Raw genomic sequence first — 19,559 nt, forward strand, 5'->3', positions numbered from 1 at the left:
TGCAAAAGCGGCGGTGGGGTTAGATTTTCCTATGCCGTCCCCGACGGGGGCAGCTTGGTGTCAGGTTGACAAGAACTTGATCACCGTCTGGGGTATCGCATGCTGAACACTAGACAGGAACCTGCTAGGACTTGGCGGATATAGGAACGAAATTGCCCCCTTGGGAGAGGCCGAATGCCGCAATCTCGATCAAAATCGTCAACTAGGACGGAAAATGCTGCGGAAAAGGGCAACATGCGCCCAAATGATGAGCAGCCCGCAGTTAAACCGCTTTTGGGACGGCGTCGTTTTCTCTTTGGCGCAGCTGGATTGGCGGCGGTTTCAACTGGTGGTTATCTTTGGTGGCGTCGGCAGGCACCAGATCACGATCATCCCCGCCTCGGCGTTGCCGAGGCCTTCGCAAAGGCGCAGGCTGGTGAGATTTACCTGATTGATATCAGAACGCCGCGGGAATGGAGGGCCTCTGGGGTGCCGGTTGGCAGCCATCAGATTGACATGCGCAGGGATGATTTTCTCACAGCCTTGAACGAGGTCACAGGTGGCAGCCAGACCGCGGCCATTGCCCTTATCTGTGCACGGGGTGTGCGGTCTGCGCGGGTGACCTTGGCGCTGGCTGAAGCGGGCTACACGAATGTGATTGATGTCCCGGAAGGCATGCTTGGCTCGGCTGCGGGGCCGGGTTGGCTGCGCAGCAACCTGCCTGTGGCCCGGTGGGAGGGGCAGGCATGAGGATCGCTCTGACCCGCAGCATCACCCAAGGGGTTGCTGGCATGGCTTTGTTGGCCGCAGGGGCGATTTCAGCAAGCCCGGTCTGGGCCGATTGCGGCACGGTTGATGCCGCTTGCGAGATCGAAAGCGGCACCTATCACATTGCGCTCCCGGAGCGCGCAGGCCGCGCCCGGATCCCTGCAGTCATGTTTCTGCATGGCTATGGTAGCTCTGGCGCAGCAGTTCTGCGCAACGAGACGATGATATCTGAGCTGACGGATCGCGGCTATGCGGTGATCGCGCCCACGGCACTCCCTCGGGAGGAAGACGGGCCCCGATCCTGGGCGTTTTTGTCCAGTTTTGGCCGACGGGACGAGGGTGCGTTTTTTGAAGACGTAATGGAGGACGTTGCCGGACGGTTCAATGTCGATCAAGAAGATGTTGTTCTTTCTGGGTTTTCGGCGGGTGGCTTCATGACAGTCTATCTGGCCTGCGCGCATCCGGACCAATTTCGCGCTTACGCGCCAGTCTCTGGTGGGTTTTGGCGCCCGCAACCCGAAAGCTGTGCGGGCCCCGTCCGGTTGCTGCACACACATGGCTGGGCGGATCAGGTGGTTCCGCTGGAAGGGCGCTATATCGGTGGCGGCCGCTTTCAGCAGGGCGATATTTTCGCTGGTCTTGAATTGTGGCGACAGACGAACGAATGCGCGACCCACGCGCCAGACCGGCGATGGAAGACCGGCGACCAGCTCCGCCGTGCCTGGGACTGCGGAGAAGGCCGGGACATTGAACTGATTTTGGTCCCGGGCGGCCACAGTGTCCCCAAAGGGTGGGGAAATTGGATGCTGGACTGGTACGAAGGCAGCGATCTGTCCCAGTAGAGTGCTGCCTTTGCTTGTCTAATGTATTTGTGAAACTCCAGAATTTCCGCATTTAGGTCGGCGGAATTTCACAAATGCCACAATTGCCGATTATTCCGCTGCAGTGCGGCGGGAGGCTGCGGTTTCCAGTGCCAGCCGCAGGGTTTGACGGCGGGCTCTGGCCAGTCTCGTGATCCGTGGCTCTGCATAAACCTCGCGCGTCGCCAGGAGGGCTTTTGCGTAGCGTTGCAAAGGGACACCCGAAAGAGCAGACAGCGGGATTGCCAGAACCAGTGAAATCGCAATCGGCAACAGCCAGAGGGAAACGACCCCTGCGATGATCCCGGCCCAGAGGATAAGCCCGCTCACCGTTTCGAGCGCGTGGCACGTGGCAAGGGTGCGCCAGGAATAGCTGCCGCCATCGCGGGCCTGCGGAGACCAGCCTTTTTGCAGGCCAAGTGCCGTGCGAAAGACTGCGATCATCTGCTGCACCATCAAGATGGGGGCATAGAGGATCGCGAGCAGGATCTCTGCCATGAGCGACAGGGAAAATCGCCCGCCACCGCCATACTCAGAAAACCGCGCCCCGGTCATGGGTAGGGCCGCCACTGCCAGCAGCTTTGGCGCCAGCAGCATTGCGTAGATCAGCAAAATGACCAGCACATGGCGCGGCTCTGACATATCGGGCCAGGACGGCATGGTGGGGTTTGCTTCGCTGAAATAGGTCAGGACAGATGTGTCCTCTCCGGTGCCGATCAACGCCCAGATCACCAAGAGAGCAAACCAGACAGGTGCCATCAGATATCCGATCGCACCATGCAGAAGATGGAATCGGGACAGGGCGCGAAAGCCCTTGGCGTTCAAAAGGTTCAGGTGCTGCAGATTGCCCTGGCACCAGCGGCGGTCCCGAAGGACGTGATCGACCAGCGTCTGTGGCGTTTCCTCGTAAGACCCGCGGATGCGCGGCAGGAATTTCACGCTCCACCCGGCACGACGCAGCAGACCAGCTTCGACAAAGTCGTGGCTCATGATCAGCTTTTCGCCACCAAAGGCAGATCTAAGCGGGGGCAAGCCCGCGCAAGCCGCAAAGGCCCGGGTGCGGATGATCGCGTTGTGACCCCAGTAGTTGCCTTCGTGACCGGCCCAACGAGCAAGCCCTTCAGCCAAGGCAAGGCCGTAAACACCGTTGGCGAACTGCTGCATCCGGCCAAACACCGATTGCGCACCGATGAGCTGCGGATAGCTCTGGATCAGCCCTGCACCGGGATCGCGTGACAGCGCATCCGCCAGATGAGCAATGGCGCGCCCGGTCATCAGACTGTCTGCATCCAGAACCAGCATCGCGTCCCAGCCAGCACCCCAGCGGCGGACCCAGTCTGTGATGTTGCCGACCTTGCGGCCCTGATTGTCGGGGCGGCGGCGATAGTAGAGCTGTGCGCCATCCGGCAGCATCGCCCGCAGCGCTTCGACACTGGCGCGCTCTTGCTCCGCAATTGCATCATCGCGAGTGTCAGAGAGGATGAACATTGCGTACTGATGTGCGCCGCCGCGTTCCTGCAGCTCTTCCAGCATGGAATGCGCATTGCCCAGCACATACCAAGGGACCTCGTTGTAGACCGGTACAAGAAGGGCCACCTTCATCGGTTCCGTGCGTCCGCGTCCACGGGCCCGTGGGCGGCGTGACAGCCCCCAAAGGCCAAGCAAGACGGTCGAGACAGAGAAGCTGATCCAGAAGAAGTTGAAGGCGATCAATACTAACAGGACAACTTCCAGCGCAGAAAACCCGTCTGCAGCAAACCAGTCTTTCATGCCCCAGGTCAGCAGCCCAGTTGCTGCCATTGCCGGTGAAAAGGCGAGTATCCGCCAAATCGCCACATTGCGTGCGTTTCCGTCCGTCGCGCCCGCCGGGGCTGCGCTGTCCTGAAAGCGCACCGCGAAATCCTGCTCTGGCATGGCAAGCGGTTGCTCGGGCGGGGTCAGTGCCGCAGAGGCAGTGAAAGGGTCGGTTGGGGTCATCTGGTCCACCGGTATAGCCAAACTTCAGACGCCGGTTCACCGTCCTTGCGCAGTTCCGCGCGCAGTTCGACGTGGTCTCGTTCACCGGGGTCGAAGGAGAACGCAAGCCGGACACCGCCGGTTTCGGGGTTGTCTTGCAATACACCGGCAGATGTTTCCACATGCGGTGAGCTGACATGGGCCGTCAGCATGTCTGCGCCATCGGCAAACAAAGGGTGCGCTGCAAAATCGATGGTCATGATCCGCCCCGGATCGCCAAAGATCCGCGCGCCAGAGGCAGTATTGATGACCCGTGGGGCTGCCAGTTCGGGATCCGCGCCCCATGTCAGACGGTAGGCTATCGAAATCTCGGACCCCGGCGTATAGGTGTCGCGCGGCCGCCAATAGGCTACGATATTGTCGTAGATTTCCTTGTCGGCCGGGATCTCGACCAAGGTCACCGACCCTTTGCCCCAGTCGCCCTTGGGCTCTACCCAAAGCGAGGGGCGTTTGTGGTAGTGGGCTTCGAAGTCTTCGTAGTCCGACAACAGGCGTGGCCGCTGCATCAGGCCAAACCCGCGGGGGTTCTCGTCCACAAAGGACGACAGCTGCAGCTTGGTCGGGTTTGCAAGCGGCCGCCACAGGGTTTCGCCGTTGCCGTTGACGACCAAAAGGCCGTCGCTGTCGTGCACCGCAGGGCGGAAATCGTCGAACCGGTCCCGGTTTGTCTGATCATAAAGGAACATGGACGTCAAAGGCCCCAGCCCGATATTGTCCAGTTCTTCACGTGCAAACAGGGTGGCCTCGACCTCCATCACCGTGTCTTGGCCCGGCAGAATGTCAAAGCGATAGGCTCCCGTCACAGAGGGAGAGTCCATCAATGCGTGGACGACCATGTTTTTCTGTCCGGGTACCGGGGCTTCCAGCCAGAACTTGGTGAACTCTGGGAATTCCTCGCCAGCGGGATCTGCTGTTTTCACAGCAAGACCACGTGCAGACAGGCCATAGTTGTTGTTTGATCCAATCGCGCGGAAATAGCTGGCGCCCTGAAAGACGCAGAATTCGTTTTTCTTTCCCGGCTCTTTCAGCTCGGTGCGAAGACGAAAGCCGGAATAACCAAGGGTGTCGTCAAGGCTGAGATCGGGGGCCATGTCTGTTTTGTCAAACAGCGACAGGTCAAAGGCGACTTTCTCTGCGACGCCATCAATCACTGTGTTGATTTCAATCGGGCGCGGGAAATAGAGCCCCGGCAGGAAGAAATCGACGTTGTAGCTGCGCGGGGTCTTGGACCACAGGGCGTCATGGCTGCGGAACCAGCGGGTTTGGTATTCCTCATAGGTGAGGTTGAGCCAATCCTGGGGCACGCTTGGCCGTGGGGTGTAGTCCTGGCCAGCCAGGTCACGGGCCATGGCAACGACCATGTCCTGTGAAAACGCCGGAAGACCTGTGGCGCGGGCAGGTGCCGCAAAGGCGCCAAGCGCAATGGGCGCGGTGCTTGCCAGGGCCATCGTCAAAAAAGCGCGTCGCGTTACTGTGCTCATTTTTTGGTCTTCCAAGGGTGTGATTTGAACCAGGCGGCGGTATAGGCGCAGCCGATGATCAGGGCAAAACCGAGAAGGTTGAAAAAGGCGGTGGTCAGCACCGACCGGTTGGTGAGATCAAGCCCGAGCCCCAGCAGACGGGCCAGTGCCATCGAGAAAACAAAAACCGCGAGCGATTGCTGGCCAACCTTGGAAATAATCCGCAAAAGACCTGCCCAAATCCGCGCAGCCAGGCTGTGGCCGGTCGCGATCAGGTGTTTGCCTCCTTCTCCTGCCGCCACCCATGCCAGATAGGCGAGCGCCAGGAAGTGGCCATAGCGCAGCAAGCCGAAATCTGTTTTTTCGCGCCATTCAGACGTTACTGCCCATGTGGGACGGATAAGATCACCCAAGGCAGGCATGGCGGCGTCCACCCACAGGAACACCTTCCAGGATCCGAAGGGGGCAAGCAGAACCAGATAGGCGGCGCTCAGTCCAATGAGCCATTTTGAAACCGGCGGCGCAGGCAGCCAGCCTGCCATAAAGGCAAAGCCGGTGAAAAACAGCAACTGCCAGCCGAAGGGGTTGAAGAACCATTCGCGCTGCGACCAGGGCTCGGCGGAAAGGCCAATGCCGTCGGGGCCAAAGCCGGCCATATAGGGATTGGCAAGGAGCCAGATGCCGATGGACGCAGCGGCCACAGCCCAAAAACCGATCCGCTCGAGCCCCATCATGACAGGCATCAACCCAAGCACCACCAGATACATTGGCAGAATGTCAAAATAGTTGGGCACATAGGCCAGTGTCATCAGGCCAACGAGCTGGGGGACGGGGTTTTCAAAAAAAGGTTTGAGATTGAGCGAGCCGATATAGCTCTTGTCGAAGCCGCCGTAGAGATCGAGTGCCGCCATCGTCGTTGCGATGAAAACAAACAGCCCGATATGGGCCCAGTAAACTTGCCAGCAGCGGAAGATGACGCGCGCCGTGCCAATCAGCCAGCCGCGGCGTGCAAAGGTGCTGCCAAAGGCAACGGCCGAGGCCATTCCGGAGCAGAAAACAAAGATCTCTGTGGCGTCAGAAAAGCCGAACCGGGCGGGGATCCAGCCGGTCCAGCGGTTGCCGGGGATGTGGGCGCACAGAATGATGAACATCGCAATGCCGCGAAAGAAATCCAGTCGCGGGTCGCGTGCCCGACGCTGAGGCGCCGGAACCTGAGGAGGTGCCAAGCGATTGGCAACCTCTGTTGCATCGCCACTTTGATTGGCGGGGAAGGGCGAGATGTTCGCCATCTGTGTCCGTGTCCTTACTTGGTTATTCGGCTGGAACGCTTTGGGCGGTGGAGGACCCACGGCCTTCTGCGATCAGCGCGCGGCGGGCGAGGGCAAAGCTGTCTTCGGCGCCTCCGCGTTGGGTGCGGCGGTCGTTCAAGATGGCTTCGACCGCATCCAGGCGGCCCGCCCGCAGGCCCGCATCAATGGTGACGCGCTCAAAGACATCACGCTGGGCGTGGCTACCACCTGCCAGCTGCAGGCTGGAACGACCGTGAGAGAGATGGTTGAAGGCGTCTTTGTAGTCCCCTTCGCCAAAGGCTTCGAGCCCAAGTGCGAGGCTGCAGCCGGGGGTTGCCATGCGCCCATCGCTCTCGCTGGCGCCGCGGCGGGCATCTGCGTGGATGCGTTGGACCAGTTTGCCTGTGTCCGCCTTGCGATTGTCACCAACCAGCGCCAGGAGGTAATGCAGATCGGCAAAGATCAGACAGCCATCCTCGGTCCGGTTGGCACAGAGTTCAGCCAGCTCTTCCCAGCGGTCGCCGATGGCGACCCCCTCAAGCTCCAGCCGCATCAAGAGTGATGTCGCGTTGGAAATGTCGCGATAGTCATCGGTTTTGTCCTGGCGAATTTCGCGATCATAAAGCGCGAGCACCTCGTCGGTCTGGCCCTGATCGAGATGCATCAACGCCTTGTGCCACCAGACGTGGTAGCGGAAGTTGTTGCAATGTGCCCAGGCCTCCTCGCGACCGGACAACCAATCAAGCCCAGCTTTGGAGTTGCCCGTCATGTCATGGACATGGGCGACAGCGTGCAGTCCCCAGGCATCATCCGGCGCCATCCAAAGGGCCTGGCGACCTGTGGCCTCTGCCAGCTCATATGCGCCGGTCTCTTCCAGAGCAAAGGCGTGACAGCCAAGCAGGTAACCACGTCCCTTGTGGGCCGGGTCATAAGAGGGCAGCACACGTTCGATCGACCGACGCATGCCTGCGCTGTCGCCAAGGATAAACCGGATCGCGTGGCTCATCTTCATGGCGAGGGAGTCCTGAGGGTGCTTGGCCAGCACGGCCTCCATCTCGGCAATTGCGGCTGAGGGGCGGCCATCAAGCCATGCACCCAGCGCCGCAATAAAATGGCGCTCGCGCGGCAAAGCGGCTTCCTCTGTTGCCTTGGCTGCGGCATAGGCTTCATGGGCCGTCGGGATCAGTTCGGACCGGCCCAACAGCAGAAGGAACATGCCTTTTGCTGCCTGTGCCATGGCAAATTCTGGTTCGGCTTCCAGAAGAGCACCCAAATGCTGGGGCGCGGCGGCGGAATGCGCCAGAACAGCCATCTGCACGCCGTTCCAACTTTCCAGCGCGGCCGCGGTCTTGAGGCTGGTCTCCTGGCCAAAAATATCTTGCATCATCGTCTGTCCGATCCGTGTAAAAAACGAAAGCAGGGGTGCTTTGATCCGAGGTTAAAGCACGAAATAGCCTCTCGCGATGCCCGCTCGCGGTTTGGTGATGTGCCGTGTGTGAAATAGCGGTTTTCAGCCACTAACTGTGACAATTTCGGGCGATTTCCTGCATTTTTGACGTTCTGGCAAGGGGGTATCGCAGGCGTTTGGCCAAAGCCTGCCTGTTTCTGTAACACTCGGCCAAAAGTCGCCGGTTAAATGCATGATTTCAGAGGGATAGCGCGACGTTTTCTGAAACATTCGGGCGCCGCAAATGCAAAACAGCGACCCAGGGGCCGCTGCTGCGTTTGCTGTTCGAATCTTTGTCCGGGTTCTGCCGCTGTCACAGCGCATCAAACGGGTCGCCATCTTGCTCCAGAACGTCAGTGCTGCTGCCACATGTCGGCGGTGCATGACGATAGGTCACGGGGGTGCGCGACAGTTTGAGCGGGTTGCCAAGCAATTGGACCGGGCCAGCCTCGGACTGCATCTCAATTGCCATTTTGCGGGCCGCCACCTGGTCGGAGGCAAAGACCTGGTCCAGCGTTTGCACTGGGCCTGCTGGCACTTTTCTCTCTTCCATTGCGGCGATTACCGCGTCGGTCGTGTGCTGGCGTATCGCAGGCACGATGATGTCCGCCAGGGCGTCGCGGTGCTCCAGTCTGGCCGGGTTGGTGGCAAAACGAGGATCCCGGGCCAGCCCCTCCAGACCGAGAAACTGCAGAAAGCGGCCGAACTGGGAGTCGTTGCCGACGGCGAGGATCACATGACCATCAGCGGTCTCATATAGCCCATAGGGCACAATGCTGGGATGCTCGTTGCCGCGCCGTTTGGGGGCGCTGCCGGTGTTCAGCGTTGCCACACCTTCGTTGATCAGCCAGGCGATCTGGGCATCGACGAGGGCAATGTCGACCTGCTGACCTTCACCTGTCTGCTCCTTGTGGCGCAGGGCGGCGAGGATGCCGACACAGGCATACATTCCGCACATGACATCTGCGATGCCAACGCCAACCTTCATGGGGCGGCCATCAGGTTCACCGGTCAGGGACATGATGCCGCCGTATCCTTGGGCCATCAAATCATAGCCGGGCTTATGGGCGTTTGGGCCGGTCTGGCCGTATCCGGAGATCGACCCATAAACCAGATGCGGAAAATCCTTGCGCAGGCTGTCATAGTCGAGGCCGTATTTTCGCAGCCCACCCGGCTTGAAGTTCTCCAGAAGAATATCGGCATGGGCGGCGAGACGGCGGATCGTGGCTTGGCCGTCTGAGGTGGTGATGTCGACTTCGACCGAACGCTTGTTGCGGTTTGCGGACATGAAATAAGCGGATAGGTCTGATTGATTGCCCTCGGCATCGACAACATAGGGCGGGCCCCATTGACGGGTGTCATCCCCCCCGCTGCGCGGGTTTTCGATCTTCAGGACCGTGGCGCCGAGATCCCCCAGCATCTGGGTACAGGTGGGCCCCGCAAGAATGCGCGACAGGTCCAGGACCTTCACCCCGCTCAGGGGGCCATGAGGGAGGGTATCAGATGAGGCCATCATATGCCTCCCGGTCAAATTCCGCGGCAATCACGGTGAAACGATCTGCTTTTTGCGCTGCGACAAGGGCCGTTCGCAGGCTGTCGCGGTTGCGGATACGGACGCCGTGACCACCAAAGGCGGCGCCAATGGATGCAAAATCATGTTGGCCAAAGTCAACTCCTGCATTGTCCAGCTTGCGCTGGCGTTGCTTGAGATCGATGAGCGCAAGGCTGGCGTCGACAAAAACCACGAAGATCGGCGCAACGCCAAGTTCAGCAGCGGTCGACAATTCACCTGCCACCATCAGGAAACCTGCGTCACCGGAAAAGCTGACAACCGGGCGGTCTGGCTGTGCGAGTTTGCGCCCGATCGCCATGGGAACGGCACAGCCCATGGTGCAAAGACCGGAAGATTGGATCAATGCCCGCGGCTCGTGGCAGTGCCACATCTGCGACAGCAGGATCCGATGGGCCCCGCTGTCTGCTGTTGCAAGCGTGTTCGAGGGCAACGCCTTTTGGCATTCATCGATGATGGCAGCCGGGCCCCATGCCTGATCGCGCGCAAACGCTGCCGCAAGGCCAGCGCGTGCCTTGGCGATCTGTCCGTCGGGCCAGCGGTCTGGGGTAGCATCTGTTTGGTCAGCGAGTTGTGCGCCAACCGTCAGAGCCCGCAACGTGGGGGCGAGACCTGCAACCACTGTGAGGGTGGCATCGTGCATGTAGTGCGTGTTGTCCTCAGCCGCGATATCGATCACACGCTGCTGGCTGCAATCCCAGGCATTTCGCCAGCCGGGGCGCATTTCGATGGGGTCGTAACCGAGGGCGAGGATCAGATCCGCGTCCTGCACAAGCGGCAGCAAATGCTGGTCTGCGAGGGGAGACAACCCGGCCCCACCCAGACACAAGGGGTGGTCCTCTGGTAGAATGCCCTTGGCTTTGTACGTCGTGACAAACGGGATCTGGTGGTGTTCCAGAAATGCCTGCAGCGCGGGACCGGCGTTTTGGGTCAGCGCATCAAGGCCGACGATCGCAAGCGGGCGCTCTGCCTCTTCCAGCCAGCCGCGCGCCTGCGCAATGTCTGCGGGCGCTGCCTGCGTCGCTCTTGCAGGCGCGATGCGGGGGCGGTGGCTGCCTGCGGGGGTGTCGGCGACAGAGATCGGCACGTCAATATGCACCGGGCCGTTGCGCTCGGCTGTTGCGATGCGCAGGGCCTTGTCTGCAATGACCCCGGCCGCCTCTGCATCCAGGCGAAAGCTGGCCTTGGTGATGGCAGAAAAAACCGCCTGATGATCAAGCACCTGATGGGTATAGGTTGCGGCTTCGGCGGCATCGACACACCCTGTCAGCACCACCATCGGCACCCGGTCCTGATGGGCATTTGCAACCACATTCACACCGTTGAGCGCACCTGGCCCGAGGGTTGCGACAAGAATGGCCGGGGCCCCGTCGCTGTGATGCACACCTTCGCCCATGAAACCTGCACTGTTTTCGTGCTTTGCCAGATGAAAGGTGATCCCCGCCTTTGTCAGTGCATCCACCAATGTCAGCACTTCTCCGCCGGGCATGCCAAACGCATGGCGGCACCCCGCATCATACAGGCGCTGTGCCAGCACATCGGCGGCACGCAATTGAGCGGTGTCACCGCCATCGGTGGTGGTGGTTTCAGTCATCTGGGAAAACCCCTTGTGGTCGCGTCGTAGTCAATCAGATGGGGCCAAATTGCCGGAACCCTGTGTAAGTGCAAGGCTTCTCACGCGGGTGTGAGGATTTGCGCGTATCAAGGCCGAGTTGTTACAGATTTTTGCGCAACTGCTGCAAGATAGCGGTCCAGTTCCGCCGCTATGTCAGCAAGCTCAGCGCCGCCGTCGTCGAAATAGGGGGCAAAGACGTGGGTGGCGGTCTTGTAGGAAAGTGTTGCGCTTCCGTCGGTGTTTTCGGTGACATAGAGCCGGACAGGTGCTTCGATCATGGCTGGGGTCGAATGCGCCAATATCCGCACGGCAAAATCGTTGTTGAAAACGCCAATGACCCGGTTTCCGGGGATGGTGATACCACGGGCCGCTGCTGCCTTGGTCGGGCCTGCCTGTGTTACAACAATCAGACCCTCTTCCTTGGTTGCCGCGATCACGTCCTGGACGAGGGTTGGGAAATCCTTGGCCGATGGATGCACCGCCCACCCCTGTCGCGCCGCCATGTCACCACCATGGGCAAGACGGGGCAGGGCGATCAGCAGCAAAAGCGCGCAAACTCCGCATAGCGCGGCCAGTGTCAGGTGAGACCCGTTGCCGCGATCTGCTGTGATGGCGCGCGCCTGATGACCCGAGCGCCCCTTTGCGTCAGGTCGTTCTGCATTGGGTCGAACATCATGGAACATCGCTAACCTCCGCCTGCCGTCGTGTATGCCTGTATCAAACCTAGCTGGTTTGCGGTTGCGGCAAAATCACATTGCCGTTTGGGCGCGCAGGCAGGCCGGTTTGTCACGCGGCGCGGCGAAAGCCCTCGATCAGCTGTCGCAAGCCGATGGCCGCTCCGACCAGAATGGCCACAAATGTCACGGGGGCCGAGACCGCCAACAGTGAAAATGCACTCAGGCCTTGCCCGACTGTGCAACCCATTGCAATGACGGCGCCCGCCCCCATGATCGCGGCCCCTATGATCTGGCGGCGCAGTTCGCGGGGGTCATCACAGGCTTCCCACCTGAAATGCCCCTTGAGGAGCGATCCGATAAAGGCGCCGAACCAGACACCAGCCACCGACCCCACGGCAAAGCTGAGCGGGCGCAGGCTCCCGGTCATTGTCCAAAGAATGGTTTCGCCAAGGGGGGCGGAAAAGGAGTGTGACACGACGGGGACCGCATCAAACCCGGTGCGGGCGATGTAGGAGGTGCCAGCCCAGCCACTTATTACAGCAAGGGCAACCAGCGCGGCCCAGCCGATAGAGGATGGGGTTGCGATGACTTCACGGCTTTTGGCAGAGAATGCCAGGATGAGCGCTCCGATTATCAGACCGACGGCGGGAACGGACAGGCCTGTGATTGCTGACAGCTGTTGTGCAAGCCCCTGGGCGGTGTGGCTGGTGATTTCTTCCTGATGAAAGACCGCATCCCTTAGCGGCGCAAGCGGGCCCGTCAGAACCACATAGGTGGACACACCCATCACCAGTACGATCACAAAACTACGCAGATCCCCCCCGCCCAGTCGGGCAATCGCGCCATAACCGCACATGCCGGACAGCGCCATGCCATAGCCAAACATCAATCCGCCCAGAATGGACGCCATGGGCATCCAGCGGATCGCGAGATATTGCGACTGCACGGGATCCAGCCAGCCAAATGCGATCAGGGAGAAACTGCCGAGAATGGACAGGCCGATGGCCATGCCCCAGGTGCGCATGCGCAGGCTGCTTCCACCGTACAACAGGTCTTCGATCGCGCCCAAGGTGCAGAACCGGCCAAGCCGGGCAGCGAGCCCCAGCAGAATGCCTCCGAACAGACCGACAAGCGCCGTAAGATGCGCATCACTAAGGTGGTCTGTTGCAAAGGCGGGTATCACGTTTCTCAGCTGTCTTTGCAGAACAATTCGTAGACAACTTCGAGAATGCGGCGTGGGCGGTCATCGGCAAGTCGGTAGTAAATCGCCTTGCCCTCGCGGCGGGGGATGACGAGCCCCTCCAGGCGCAAACGCGACAATTGTTGCGACACCGCAGCCTGACGCGCTGACAGCAGCTCTTCCAGCTCGGTCACCGATTTCTCGCCCGAGACCAAGTGGCACAAGATCATCAATCGTCCCTCATGGCTGATGGCCTTGAGAAAGTTGGATGCGCGGGTGGCGTTGTCCACCATCGTGTCGAGATCTTCGGGTGCCATGTCGGCTGAGAACTGAGGCAGGGCCATGTCGTTTGTCTTTCCTGGTTCAACCATTGTGGTCAGCGGCAGTATCGGGCGCAGGCGTCGGGCGCTGGGCCGTCTCCGGGTCAAAGCTGGTGTGCTGCTGTAGCAGCTGTGTCAGCAGGGGCCAAAAGAAATCTTCGCCCGGGTAGCCTTCCAGTCTGGCCATCTCACGTCCCTGATCCACGATCAAGAAGGTTGGCGTAAATGTGACCCGCCGTGACAAGGCGACATCATCGGGCAGGGCACGCAGATCAGCCCGGCGCAGCGGAGCAAAGGCGCCTTCGGCTGTTTTGGGGTAGATCGGGGCGATTTCCTCGTTCCATCGGGCGCACCAGGAACAGCCGGGTTGCTCAACCATCAAAAGCTCTGCGGCCCATACCGGCGCCGTTCCCCCGATCGTTGCGCACAGGACCATAGCAGCAGTGGCCAGGCGGCGAGCGGTCTTGCGAAGCGGGTGAAACATCTTGAGCTGACCTCTTGCAGGGTTTCGGTTTTGGGCGGCGTGAATGGCCGCCGACTGCTAAAAGACATAGACCATTGCTGCCCAGAAGGTACGTTGATGACACAGCTACCAATCCAGATGGTCGTTGACGATGATCTTGTCGCTGTGCCTATATGTACTACAAAATTTGAATATGTGAATAGTGAAGCGTTTGTCACAGTGTGAGATCGCGGATTTGTCACGGCGGTGTCCGGGCAGCGGAAGGCGAGAGAGGGCAAGAGGGTCATGCTGGAAATTTCCCTTGCGGGGGCGCTCTTTGCTGGGTTGCTGAGCTTTTTCACACCCTGCGTCCTGCCGATGGTGCCTTTCTATCTTTCCTACATGGGTGGCTTGTCGATGGCAGAGCTGCGCGGCAAGGCCGTGATAGCCCCCGGTGCCCAACGCAGGCTTGTGCTGGCGTCCCTTGTTTTTGCCGCCGGGGTGACGACGGTTTTCGTGCTGATGGGAATGGGGGCGACTGCGCTTGGTCAGCTTTTTGGTCAGTATATGGATGTGCTCTCCTATGTGGCGGCGGTCATCTTGCTGGCATTCGGGCTGCATTTTCTCGGCGTTGTCCGTATTCCCCTGCTGTACCGTGAGGCCCGGATCGATAGTACCGCAGAGCCGTCGACATTGGCGGGTGCCTATTTGATGGGGCTTGCATTTGGGTTTGGCTGGACACCCTGTGTCGGCCCGTCGCTTGCGTCGATCCTGATGATTGCGTCTGGGATGGGGGATGTTTGGCGCGGCGGGGTGTTGCTGTTTGTCTATGGTGCTGCGATGACGACGCCGTTTGTTGTGGCGGCTTTGTTTGCAGGGCCATTCTTATCGTTCGTTTCGCGTCACCGGGCGGCCTTTGTGTGGGTGGAAAAGGGGATGGGCGTTATGCTGATCCTGTTTGCAGTGCTCATTGCCACAGGCGGCGTGCGTTACATTGCCGAGGCGATGATCCGCTGGTTCCCCGGATTCGCAGCCATCGGCTGATGTCTGTTGATCCGTGAAAAGCTGAGAGGAGTTGATCAGATGAAGCATATCTTTGCAGCAATTGTTGGCGCAGCCCTGGCTTTGCCTTTGGTTGGGCTGGTGGGCGACAGCGGGCGCGTTATGGCGGCGGAACTGGGGGACGATGGCCTGCACAAGGCGCCTTGGATGCGCGAGACGTTCAAGGACCTGCGGGAAGACCTGGAAGAAGCCAATAGCGAGGGCAAGCGACTTGCCCTGTTCTTTGAACAACGCGGCTGTGTCTACTGCACGAAGATGCACGAAACAGTGTTTCCGCATCCCGATGTTGCCAGCTACATCACCGAGAATTTCTTTGTCGTGCAGCTGAACCTTTATGGCGATGTCGAGGTCACGGATTTTGACGGAGAGACGCTCTCGGAAAAGGACATGGCGCGCAAGTGGGGCGTTCTGTTTACCCCGACGATCCTGTTTCTGCCACAGGAGGTAGGTGATGTTCCGGCCCCTCAGGCTGCGGTCGCAACAATGCCTGGGGCCTTTGGCGTGGGGACGACGCTTGATATATTCACCTGGGTGAACGAAGAGCGGTATGCGATTGATAACGGTGAAGATTTCCAGCGTTATCATGCCCGCCGAATTCAAGAGCGGGACAACGGATCGACAGATTGACGTAGGCCCAGAGTGGTGATCGTTGCCCCGGTTGATGCCGGGGTGGGACGCGCGCGTCAGGGGATTGCCGTGGCGAGAAATAAAAATTCAAATTAATGAATTTGATGTTGCGTTGCGCAGCGTGCCTCGCCTAGGGTAAGGGGCAGCGAAGCACGCCGACAGCGCGTGAAAAGCCAATGGGAGGAAACATGAAGCATATATCTCTGACACTGGCGGCGTGCCTTGTCGGCACGGTTGCGCTAGCGGGCGAGACCGCGCCCAAAGAGGTTGTCTACGACGAGTATGGCGCCGTTGAGACCTCGCTCAGCGGGGTGGCGGGTGATGCCGCAAGTGGTGCGCTGCTGGTTGGCGACAAGTCCAAAGGAAACTGTGTGGCCTGCCATCAGGTGAGCGCGCTGGCCGATGTGCCGTTCCACGGCGAGATCGGCCCGTCGCTTGACGGGGCTGCCGATCGCTGGAACGAAGCAGAGCTGCGCGGACTGGTTGCCAACGCAAAGAAGACCTTTGAGGGCACCATGATGCCCGCATTCTACAAGGTCGATGGCTATATCCGCCCGGGTGATGCCTATACCGGCAAAGCAGGTGCCGAACCGCTGCCGCCTATTTTGACGGCGCAGGAAATCGAAGATGTGGTCGCGTTTCTGGCGACCCTCAAGGAAGACTGACGCTTAGGGTCATTGCATCCCCAAGCGCCATCAACGTCAAAGGAGACATAAGATGGAGTTCTCTCGTCGCGACACGCTTGGCCTGGGCCTGGGCGCCGTTGCCCTGACCATGCTGCCGATGCCGGTGGTCGCTGCTGCGGACGACCGCATTGCCGAGTTTACCGGTGGTGCGGATATGGCTGACAGCGGTCTGACCCTGACAGCGCCGGAAATCGCCGAAAACGGTAACACCGTTCCGATCGAGGTGAGCGCACCGGGCGCAACTGCGATCCTGGTTCTGGCAACCGGCAACCCGGAGCCGGGCGTGGCGACCTTCAACTTTGGTCCGCTCGCAGCGGTTCAGGCGGCTTCGACCCGTATCCGTCTGGCAGGCACGCAGGACGTTGTTGCTGTGGCAAAGATGGCGGACGGCAGCTTTGCCAAGGCCAGCGCAACGGTAAAAGTGACCATCGGCGGCTGCGGCGGCTAAGCGCGAGCCGGTTTCAGGTTCGCCCCAATCAATTCAGGAGTTCACGACATGGCATCCGGTGTAAAACCCCGCGTCAAAGTCCCCAAGAAAGCCGCAGCCGGTGAGGCGGTCACCATCAAGACCCTCATCAGCCACAAGATGGAAAGCGGTCAGCGAAAGGACAAGGAAGGCAACGTCATTCCGCGTTCGATCATCAACCGCTTCACCTGCGAGTTCAACGGCGAGAGCGTGGTCGATGTGACCATGGAGCCCGCGATTTCGACCAACCCGTATTTCCAGTTCGAAGCCACGGTCCCCGAAGCAGGTGACTTTGTCTTTACCTGGTACGACGATGACGGGTCCGTCTACACAGAGCAAAAGTCGATCGCGATCGGCTGATCCCTTCCGGATCCATAGGCAAGCGCCCGGTCCGGCCATTGGTCGGGTAGGGCGACCACCCAAGGGAGGAAACACCATGAACAATAAGGCAATCACAGCAATTGCCATGGCGCTGGCCTTGCCCGCCGCCGCCTACGCAGAGGCGGATGACGACACGCTGGTCGTCAATGAAGAGATCGAAATGGTCACCAAGGCGGCGGCGCCAGCCCATCTTGCGGACGCTCTGGATGAAGTGATGTCTGGTTGGCATTTCCGCTCTGATGAGACACAGGCGTTGCAGATGGATGACTTTGACAATCCGGCGATGGTCTTTGTTGATCAGGCAATGGACACCTGGACCACGGTAGAGGGCAGCGCAGAAAAATCCTGTGCCTCTTGCCATGACGATGTCGAAGACAGCATGGCCGGTGTGCGCGCGGTCTATCCCAAGTGGAACGAAGCCGCAGGTGAGGTGCGGACCCTCGCCATGCAGATCAATGACTGCCGTGAAAACCAGATGGGCGCGGAAAAGTGGAAATACACCGGCGGCAAGATGTCTGCGATGGAGGCGCTGATTTCGGTGCAGTCGCGCGGGATGCCTGTCAACGTGGCTATTGACGGCCCGGTCCAATCCACCTGGGAGCAGGGCAAGGAGCTCTACTATACCCGGACCGGTCAGCTGGAGCTTTCCTGTGCCAATTGCCACGAAGACAACTATGGCAACATGATCCGTGCGGACCATCTTAGTCAGGGTCAGATCAATGGCTTTCCGGTGTACCGTCTGAAAAACACCAAGCTGAACACCGCGCATGCCCGCTTTAAGGGCTGCGTGCGCGACACTCGGGCCGAAACCTACAGCCCGGGTTCGGCAGAATTCGTTGCGCTGGAGCTTTACGTCGCCTCGCGCGGGAACGGTCTGTCGGTCGAGGCACCGTCTGTTCGCAACTGATTTTCGTGGCCCCGCGTCAGGCATGATGCGGGGCGCGCTTCCCTCTATTTCATTCAAACATGCGAATATATCGCGTGAAGCAGCAGAAAGAATAACCCATGATTTCGCGGCGTGATTTCTTGCAGGTCTCAATGGCGGCCTCCGCTCTTGTTGGGGCCTCTGGTTTTGGCAACTGGGCGCGGCTGGCAGCGCAGCAAAAACTGACACAGGATCAGCTCTTGCAGTTTGACACCTATGGCAACATCAGCCTGATCCATGTGACCGACATTCATGCGCAGCTGAAACCGATCTATTTCCGCGAACCTTCCATCAATCTGGGGGTCGGTGCGAACAAGGGTCATGTGCCCCACATCACCGGCGCAGACTTTCGCAAGGCCTATGGCATCGCGGATGGCAGCCCGTCCGCCTATGCGCTGACTTACAACGATTTTGCGTCTCTTGCCGAAGGCTATGGCCGGGTTGGTGGGCTGGACCGGGTCTCTACCATTATCAACGCGATCCGCGCCGACCGGCCTGATGCGCTTTTGCTGGATGGCGGTGACACCTGGCATGGGTCCTACACCTGCCATCACACCGAAGGCCAGGACATGGTCAATGTGATGAACGCGCTAAAACCGGATGCGATGACCTTTCACTGGGAATTCACGCTGGGGTCGGACCGGGTGAACGAGATCGTCGAAGGGCTGCCTTTTGCGGCTCTTGGCCAGAATATTTTCGATGCGGAATGGGATGAACCGGCCGAGCTGTTCAAACCTTACAAGTTCTTCGACCGTGGCGGCGCAAAGGTTGCGGTGATCGGTCAGGCGTTCCCGTACATGCCGATTGCAAATCCCGGTTGGATGTTCCCGGAATACTCCTTTGGGATCCGTGATGAGCATATGCAGGACATGGTTGACGAAGTGCGCGCCGCTGGCGCGGATGTTGTCGTGGTTCTGTCTCACAACGGGTTTGACGTCGACAAGAAGATGGCCGGTGTGGTCAGCGGTATCGATGTGATCCTGTCGGGTCATACCCATGATGCGTTGCCCGAACCGGTTCTGGTGGGAAAGACGCATATCATCGCATCCGGCTCCAACGGCAAATTCGTCTCTCGGGTGGATCTGGACGTGCGCGACAGCCAGCTGATGGGGCTGCGGCACAAGCTGATCCCGGTGTTTGCGGACGTGATCGCGCCCGACCCGATGATTTCCAAACTGATCGACGAACAGCGCGCGCCGTATGAGGCAGAGCTGGCAGAGGTGATTGGCCAGACGGATGAGCTGCTTTATCGGCGTGGCAATTTCAACGGCACCTGGGATGATCTCATCTGCGATGCGCTGCTGAGCGAGCGGGAGGCTGATATTGCCCTGTCGCCCGGTGTACGCTGGGGGCCATCCTTGCTGCCGGGCGATGACATCACCCGCGAAGATATCTGGAACGTCACCTCCATGAGCTACGGTGCGGCCTATCGCAATGAAATGACAGGCGAGTTCCTGAAGGTCGTGATGGAAGACGTGGCCGACAATATCTTTAACCCCGACCCCTATTACCAGCAGGGCGGTGACATGGTGCGGGTCGGTGGCATGGGCTATCACATCGACATCACCAAGCCGCAGGGCGAACGGATCAGCAATATGACATTGCTGAAGACCGGAGAAGCGATTGATCCGGCCAAGACCTATACCGTGGCTGGCTGGGCCAGTGTGAATGAAGGAACCGAAGGTCCGCAGATCTGGGATGTGGTCGAAAGCCACATTCGCAAGATGGGCACTGTCACTCTTTCCCCGAACAATTCCGTGCAGGTGTCGGGCGCATAAGCCCGGCACTC

Annotated in this window: 19 protein-coding genes; 9 read left to right on the forward strand and 10 right to left on the reverse strand. The window is 59.8% G+C overall.

From position 1 onward, the window contains the following. Nucleotides 1-234: 234 nt before the first annotated feature. Together KUV39_RS01625 and KUV39_RS01630 are read left to right on the forward strand one after the other, a co-directional pair. Entirely contained in the window at nt 235-729 is a 495-nt protein-coding gene (locus KUV39_RS01625) for a rhodanese-like domain-containing protein (protein WP_222458755.1), read from the forward strand. After that, complete coding sequence (locus KUV39_RS01630; RefSeq protein ID WP_222458756.1) at nt 726-1,589, forward strand: CE1 family esterase; 864 nt, start codon at nt 726-728, stop codon at nt 1,587-1,589. The genes KUV39_RS01625 and KUV39_RS01630 overlap by 4 nt, the downstream gene beginning before the upstream one ends. A 90-nt stretch (nt 1,590-1,679) precedes the next feature. Here KUV39_RS01630 and mdoH read toward each other — a convergent pair whose 3' ends face one another. The 10 genes from mdoH to KUV39_RS01680 all read right to left on the reverse strand — a co-directional run bounded on the left by mdoH (nt 1,680) and on the right by KUV39_RS01680 (nt 13,665). Next, nucleotides 1,680-3,584, reverse strand: coding sequence for a glucans biosynthesis glucosyltransferase MdoH (gene mdoH, locus KUV39_RS01635; protein WP_222458757.1), 1,905 nt, complete (start codon nt 3,582-3,584; stop codon nt 1,680-1,682). Continuing rightward, nucleotides 3,581-5,104: an OpgD/OpgG family glucan biosynthesis protein gene (locus KUV39_RS01640; protein WP_222458758.1), complete on the reverse strand. Its 1,524-nt coding sequence runs from the start codon at nt 5,102-5,104 to the stop codon at nt 3,581-3,583. The genes mdoH and KUV39_RS01640 overlap by 4 nt, the downstream gene beginning before the upstream one ends. Then, nucleotides 5,101-6,372 (reverse strand): OpgC family protein, encoded by a 1,272-nt coding sequence (locus tag KUV39_RS01645; protein WP_008560116.1) that lies wholly within the window; start codon nt 6,370-6,372, stop codon nt 5,101-5,103. The genes KUV39_RS01640 and KUV39_RS01645 overlap by 4 nt, the downstream gene beginning before the upstream one ends. Before the next feature lie 22 nt (nt 6,373-6,394). Continuing rightward, the gene (locus KUV39_RS01650) at nt 6,395-7,759 is read right to left on the reverse strand and encodes a tetratricopeptide repeat protein (RefSeq protein ID WP_050673325.1); all 1,365 of its coding nucleotides are present in this window, start codon (nt 7,757-7,759) and stop codon (nt 6,395-6,397) included. A gap of 373 nt (nt 7,760-8,132) precedes the next feature. Continuing rightward, the gene (locus tag KUV39_RS01655; protein ID WP_046210463.1) at nt 8,133-9,332 is read right to left on the reverse strand and encodes a CaiB/BaiF CoA transferase family protein; all 1,200 of its coding nucleotides are present in this window, start codon (nt 9,330-9,332) and stop codon (nt 8,133-8,135) included. Then, nucleotides 9,319-10,983: a thiamine pyrophosphate-binding protein gene (locus tag KUV39_RS01660; protein WP_222458759.1), complete on the reverse strand. Its 1,665-nt coding sequence runs from the start codon at nt 10,981-10,983 to the stop codon at nt 9,319-9,321. Before KUV39_RS01660 ends, KUV39_RS01655 begins: the two co-directional genes overlap by 14 nt. A gap of 107 nt (nt 10,984-11,090) precedes the next feature. Beyond that, nucleotides 11,091-11,687 carry a DUF302 domain-containing protein gene (locus KUV39_RS01665; RefSeq protein ID WP_419555527.1) on the reverse strand — a complete coding sequence of 199 codons (597 nt, stop codon included), beginning with the start codon at nt 11,685-11,687 and terminating at the stop codon, nt 11,091-11,093. Nucleotides 11,688-11,790: 103 nt separating this feature from the next. After that, complete coding sequence (locus KUV39_RS01670; protein ID WP_222458760.1) at nt 11,791-12,864, reverse strand: YeeE/YedE family protein; 1,074 nt, start codon at nt 12,862-12,864, stop codon at nt 11,791-11,793. Between the two features lie 5 nt (nt 12,865-12,869). Then, entirely contained in the window at nt 12,870-13,205 is a 336-nt protein-coding gene (locus KUV39_RS01675) for an ArsR/SmtB family transcription factor (protein ID WP_008563162.1), read from the reverse strand. A gap of 19 nt (nt 13,206-13,224) precedes the next feature. Next, nucleotides 13,225-13,665 carry a thioredoxin domain-containing protein gene (locus tag KUV39_RS01680; protein WP_222458761.1) on the reverse strand — a complete coding sequence of 147 codons (441 nt, stop codon included), beginning with the start codon at nt 13,663-13,665 and terminating at the stop codon, nt 13,225-13,227. A gap of 264 nt (nt 13,666-13,929) precedes the next feature. Here KUV39_RS01680 and KUV39_RS01685 point away from each other — a divergent pair, with 264 nt between their 5' ends. The 7 genes from KUV39_RS01685 (at nt 13,930) to soxB (ending at nt 19,548) form a co-directional block, all read left to right on the forward strand. After that, complete coding sequence (locus tag KUV39_RS01685; RefSeq protein WP_222458762.1) at nt 13,930-14,667, forward strand: cytochrome c biogenesis CcdA family protein; 738 nt, start codon at nt 13,930-13,932, stop codon at nt 14,665-14,667. 39 nt (nt 14,668-14,706) lie between these two features. Then, on the forward strand, nt 14,707-15,312 hold the full coding sequence (locus KUV39_RS01690; RefSeq protein WP_222458763.1) for a thioredoxin family protein: 606 nt from the start codon (nt 14,707-14,709) through the stop codon (nt 15,310-15,312). Nucleotides 15,313-15,500: 188 nt separating this feature from the next. Next, nucleotides 15,501-15,977 (forward strand): sulfur oxidation c-type cytochrome SoxX, encoded by a 477-nt coding sequence (gene soxX, locus KUV39_RS01695; RefSeq protein ID WP_037302462.1) that lies wholly within the window; start codon nt 15,501-15,503, stop codon nt 15,975-15,977. A gap of 52 nt (nt 15,978-16,029) precedes the next feature. Beyond that, a complete protein-coding gene (gene soxY / locus KUV39_RS01700; RefSeq protein WP_008561156.1) occupies nt 16,030-16,446 on the forward strand; it encodes a thiosulfate oxidation carrier protein SoxY in 417 nt (138 codons plus the stop codon). Between the two features lie 48 nt (nt 16,447-16,494). Continuing rightward, nucleotides 16,495-16,824, forward strand: coding sequence for a thiosulfate oxidation carrier complex protein SoxZ (soxZ, locus tag KUV39_RS01705; RefSeq protein WP_008558797.1), 330 nt, complete (start codon nt 16,495-16,497; stop codon nt 16,822-16,824). A gap of 76 nt (nt 16,825-16,900) precedes the next feature. Then, nucleotides 16,901-17,752 (forward strand): sulfur oxidation c-type cytochrome SoxA, encoded by an 852-nt coding sequence (soxA, locus tag KUV39_RS01710; RefSeq protein WP_222458764.1) that lies wholly within the window; start codon nt 16,901-16,903, stop codon nt 17,750-17,752. Nucleotides 17,753-17,850: 98 nt separating this feature from the next. After that, nucleotides 17,851-19,548, forward strand: coding sequence for a thiosulfohydrolase SoxB (gene soxB / locus KUV39_RS01715; RefSeq protein WP_222458765.1), 1,698 nt, complete (start codon nt 17,851-17,853; stop codon nt 19,546-19,548). The last annotated feature ends 11 nt before the right edge of the window (nt 19,549-19,559 follow it).

It is taken from the genome of Phaeobacter italicus (genome assembly GCF_019801785.1).
GTDB lineage: Bacteria > Pseudomonadota > Alphaproteobacteria > Rhodobacterales > Rhodobacteraceae > Phaeobacter > Phaeobacter italicus.

Excerpts from the sequence above, each read along its gene's own strand:
- KUV39_RS01625 (WP_222458755.1), top strand. The coding sequence starts at position 235 with ATGCGCCCAAATGATGAGCAGCCCGCAGTTAAACCGCTTTTGGGACGG.
- KUV39_RS01630 (WP_222458756.1), top strand. The coding sequence starts at position 726 with ATGAGGATCGCTCTGACCCGCAGCATCACCCAAGGGGTTGCTGGCATG.
- mdoH (WP_222458757.1), bottom strand. The coding sequence starts at position 3,584 with ATGACCCCAACCGACCCTTTCACTGCCTCTGCGGCACTGACCCCGCCC.
- KUV39_RS01640 (WP_222458758.1), bottom strand. The coding sequence starts at position 5,104 with ATGAGCACAGTAACGCGACGCGCTTTTTTGACGATGGCCCTGGCAAGC.
- KUV39_RS01645 (WP_008560116.1), bottom strand. The coding sequence starts at position 6,372 with ATGGCGAACATCTCGCCCTTCCCCGCCAATCAAAGTGGCGATGCAACA.
- KUV39_RS01650 (WP_050673325.1), bottom strand. The coding sequence starts at position 7,759 with ATGATGCAAGATATTTTTGGCCAGGAGACCAGCCTCAAGACCGCGGCC.
- KUV39_RS01655 (WP_046210463.1), bottom strand. The coding sequence starts at position 9,332 with ATGGCCTCATCTGATACCCTCCCTCATGGCCCCCTGAGCGGGGTGAAG.
- KUV39_RS01660 (WP_222458759.1), bottom strand. The coding sequence starts at position 10,983 with ATGACTGAAACCACCACCACCGATGGCGGTGACACCGCTCAATTGCGT.
- KUV39_RS01665 (WP_419555527.1), bottom strand. The coding sequence starts at position 11,687 with ATGTTCCATGATGTTCGACCCAATGCAGAACGACCTGACGCAAAGGGG.
- KUV39_RS01675 (WP_008563162.1), bottom strand. The coding sequence starts at position 13,205 with ATGGCCCTGCCTCAGTTCTCAGCCGACATGGCACCCGAAGATCTCGAC.
- KUV39_RS01680 (WP_222458761.1), bottom strand. The coding sequence starts at position 13,665 with ATGTTTCACCCGCTTCGCAAGACCGCTCGCCGCCTGGCCACTGCTGCT.
- KUV39_RS01685 (WP_222458762.1), top strand. The coding sequence starts at position 13,930 with ATGCTGGAAATTTCCCTTGCGGGGGCGCTCTTTGCTGGGTTGCTGAGC.
- KUV39_RS01690 (WP_222458763.1), top strand. The coding sequence starts at position 14,707 with ATGAAGCATATCTTTGCAGCAATTGTTGGCGCAGCCCTGGCTTTGCCT.
- soxX (WP_037302462.1), top strand. The coding sequence starts at position 15,501 with ATGAAGCATATATCTCTGACACTGGCGGCGTGCCTTGTCGGCACGGTT.
- soxY (WP_008561156.1), top strand. The coding sequence starts at position 16,030 with ATGGAGTTCTCTCGTCGCGACACGCTTGGCCTGGGCCTGGGCGCCGTT.
- soxZ (WP_008558797.1), top strand. The coding sequence starts at position 16,495 with ATGGCATCCGGTGTAAAACCCCGCGTCAAAGTCCCCAAGAAAGCCGCA.
- soxA (WP_222458764.1), top strand. The coding sequence starts at position 16,901 with ATGAACAATAAGGCAATCACAGCAATTGCCATGGCGCTGGCCTTGCCC.
- soxB (WP_222458765.1), top strand. The coding sequence starts at position 17,851 with ATGATTTCGCGGCGTGATTTCTTGCAGGTCTCAATGGCGGCCTCCGCT.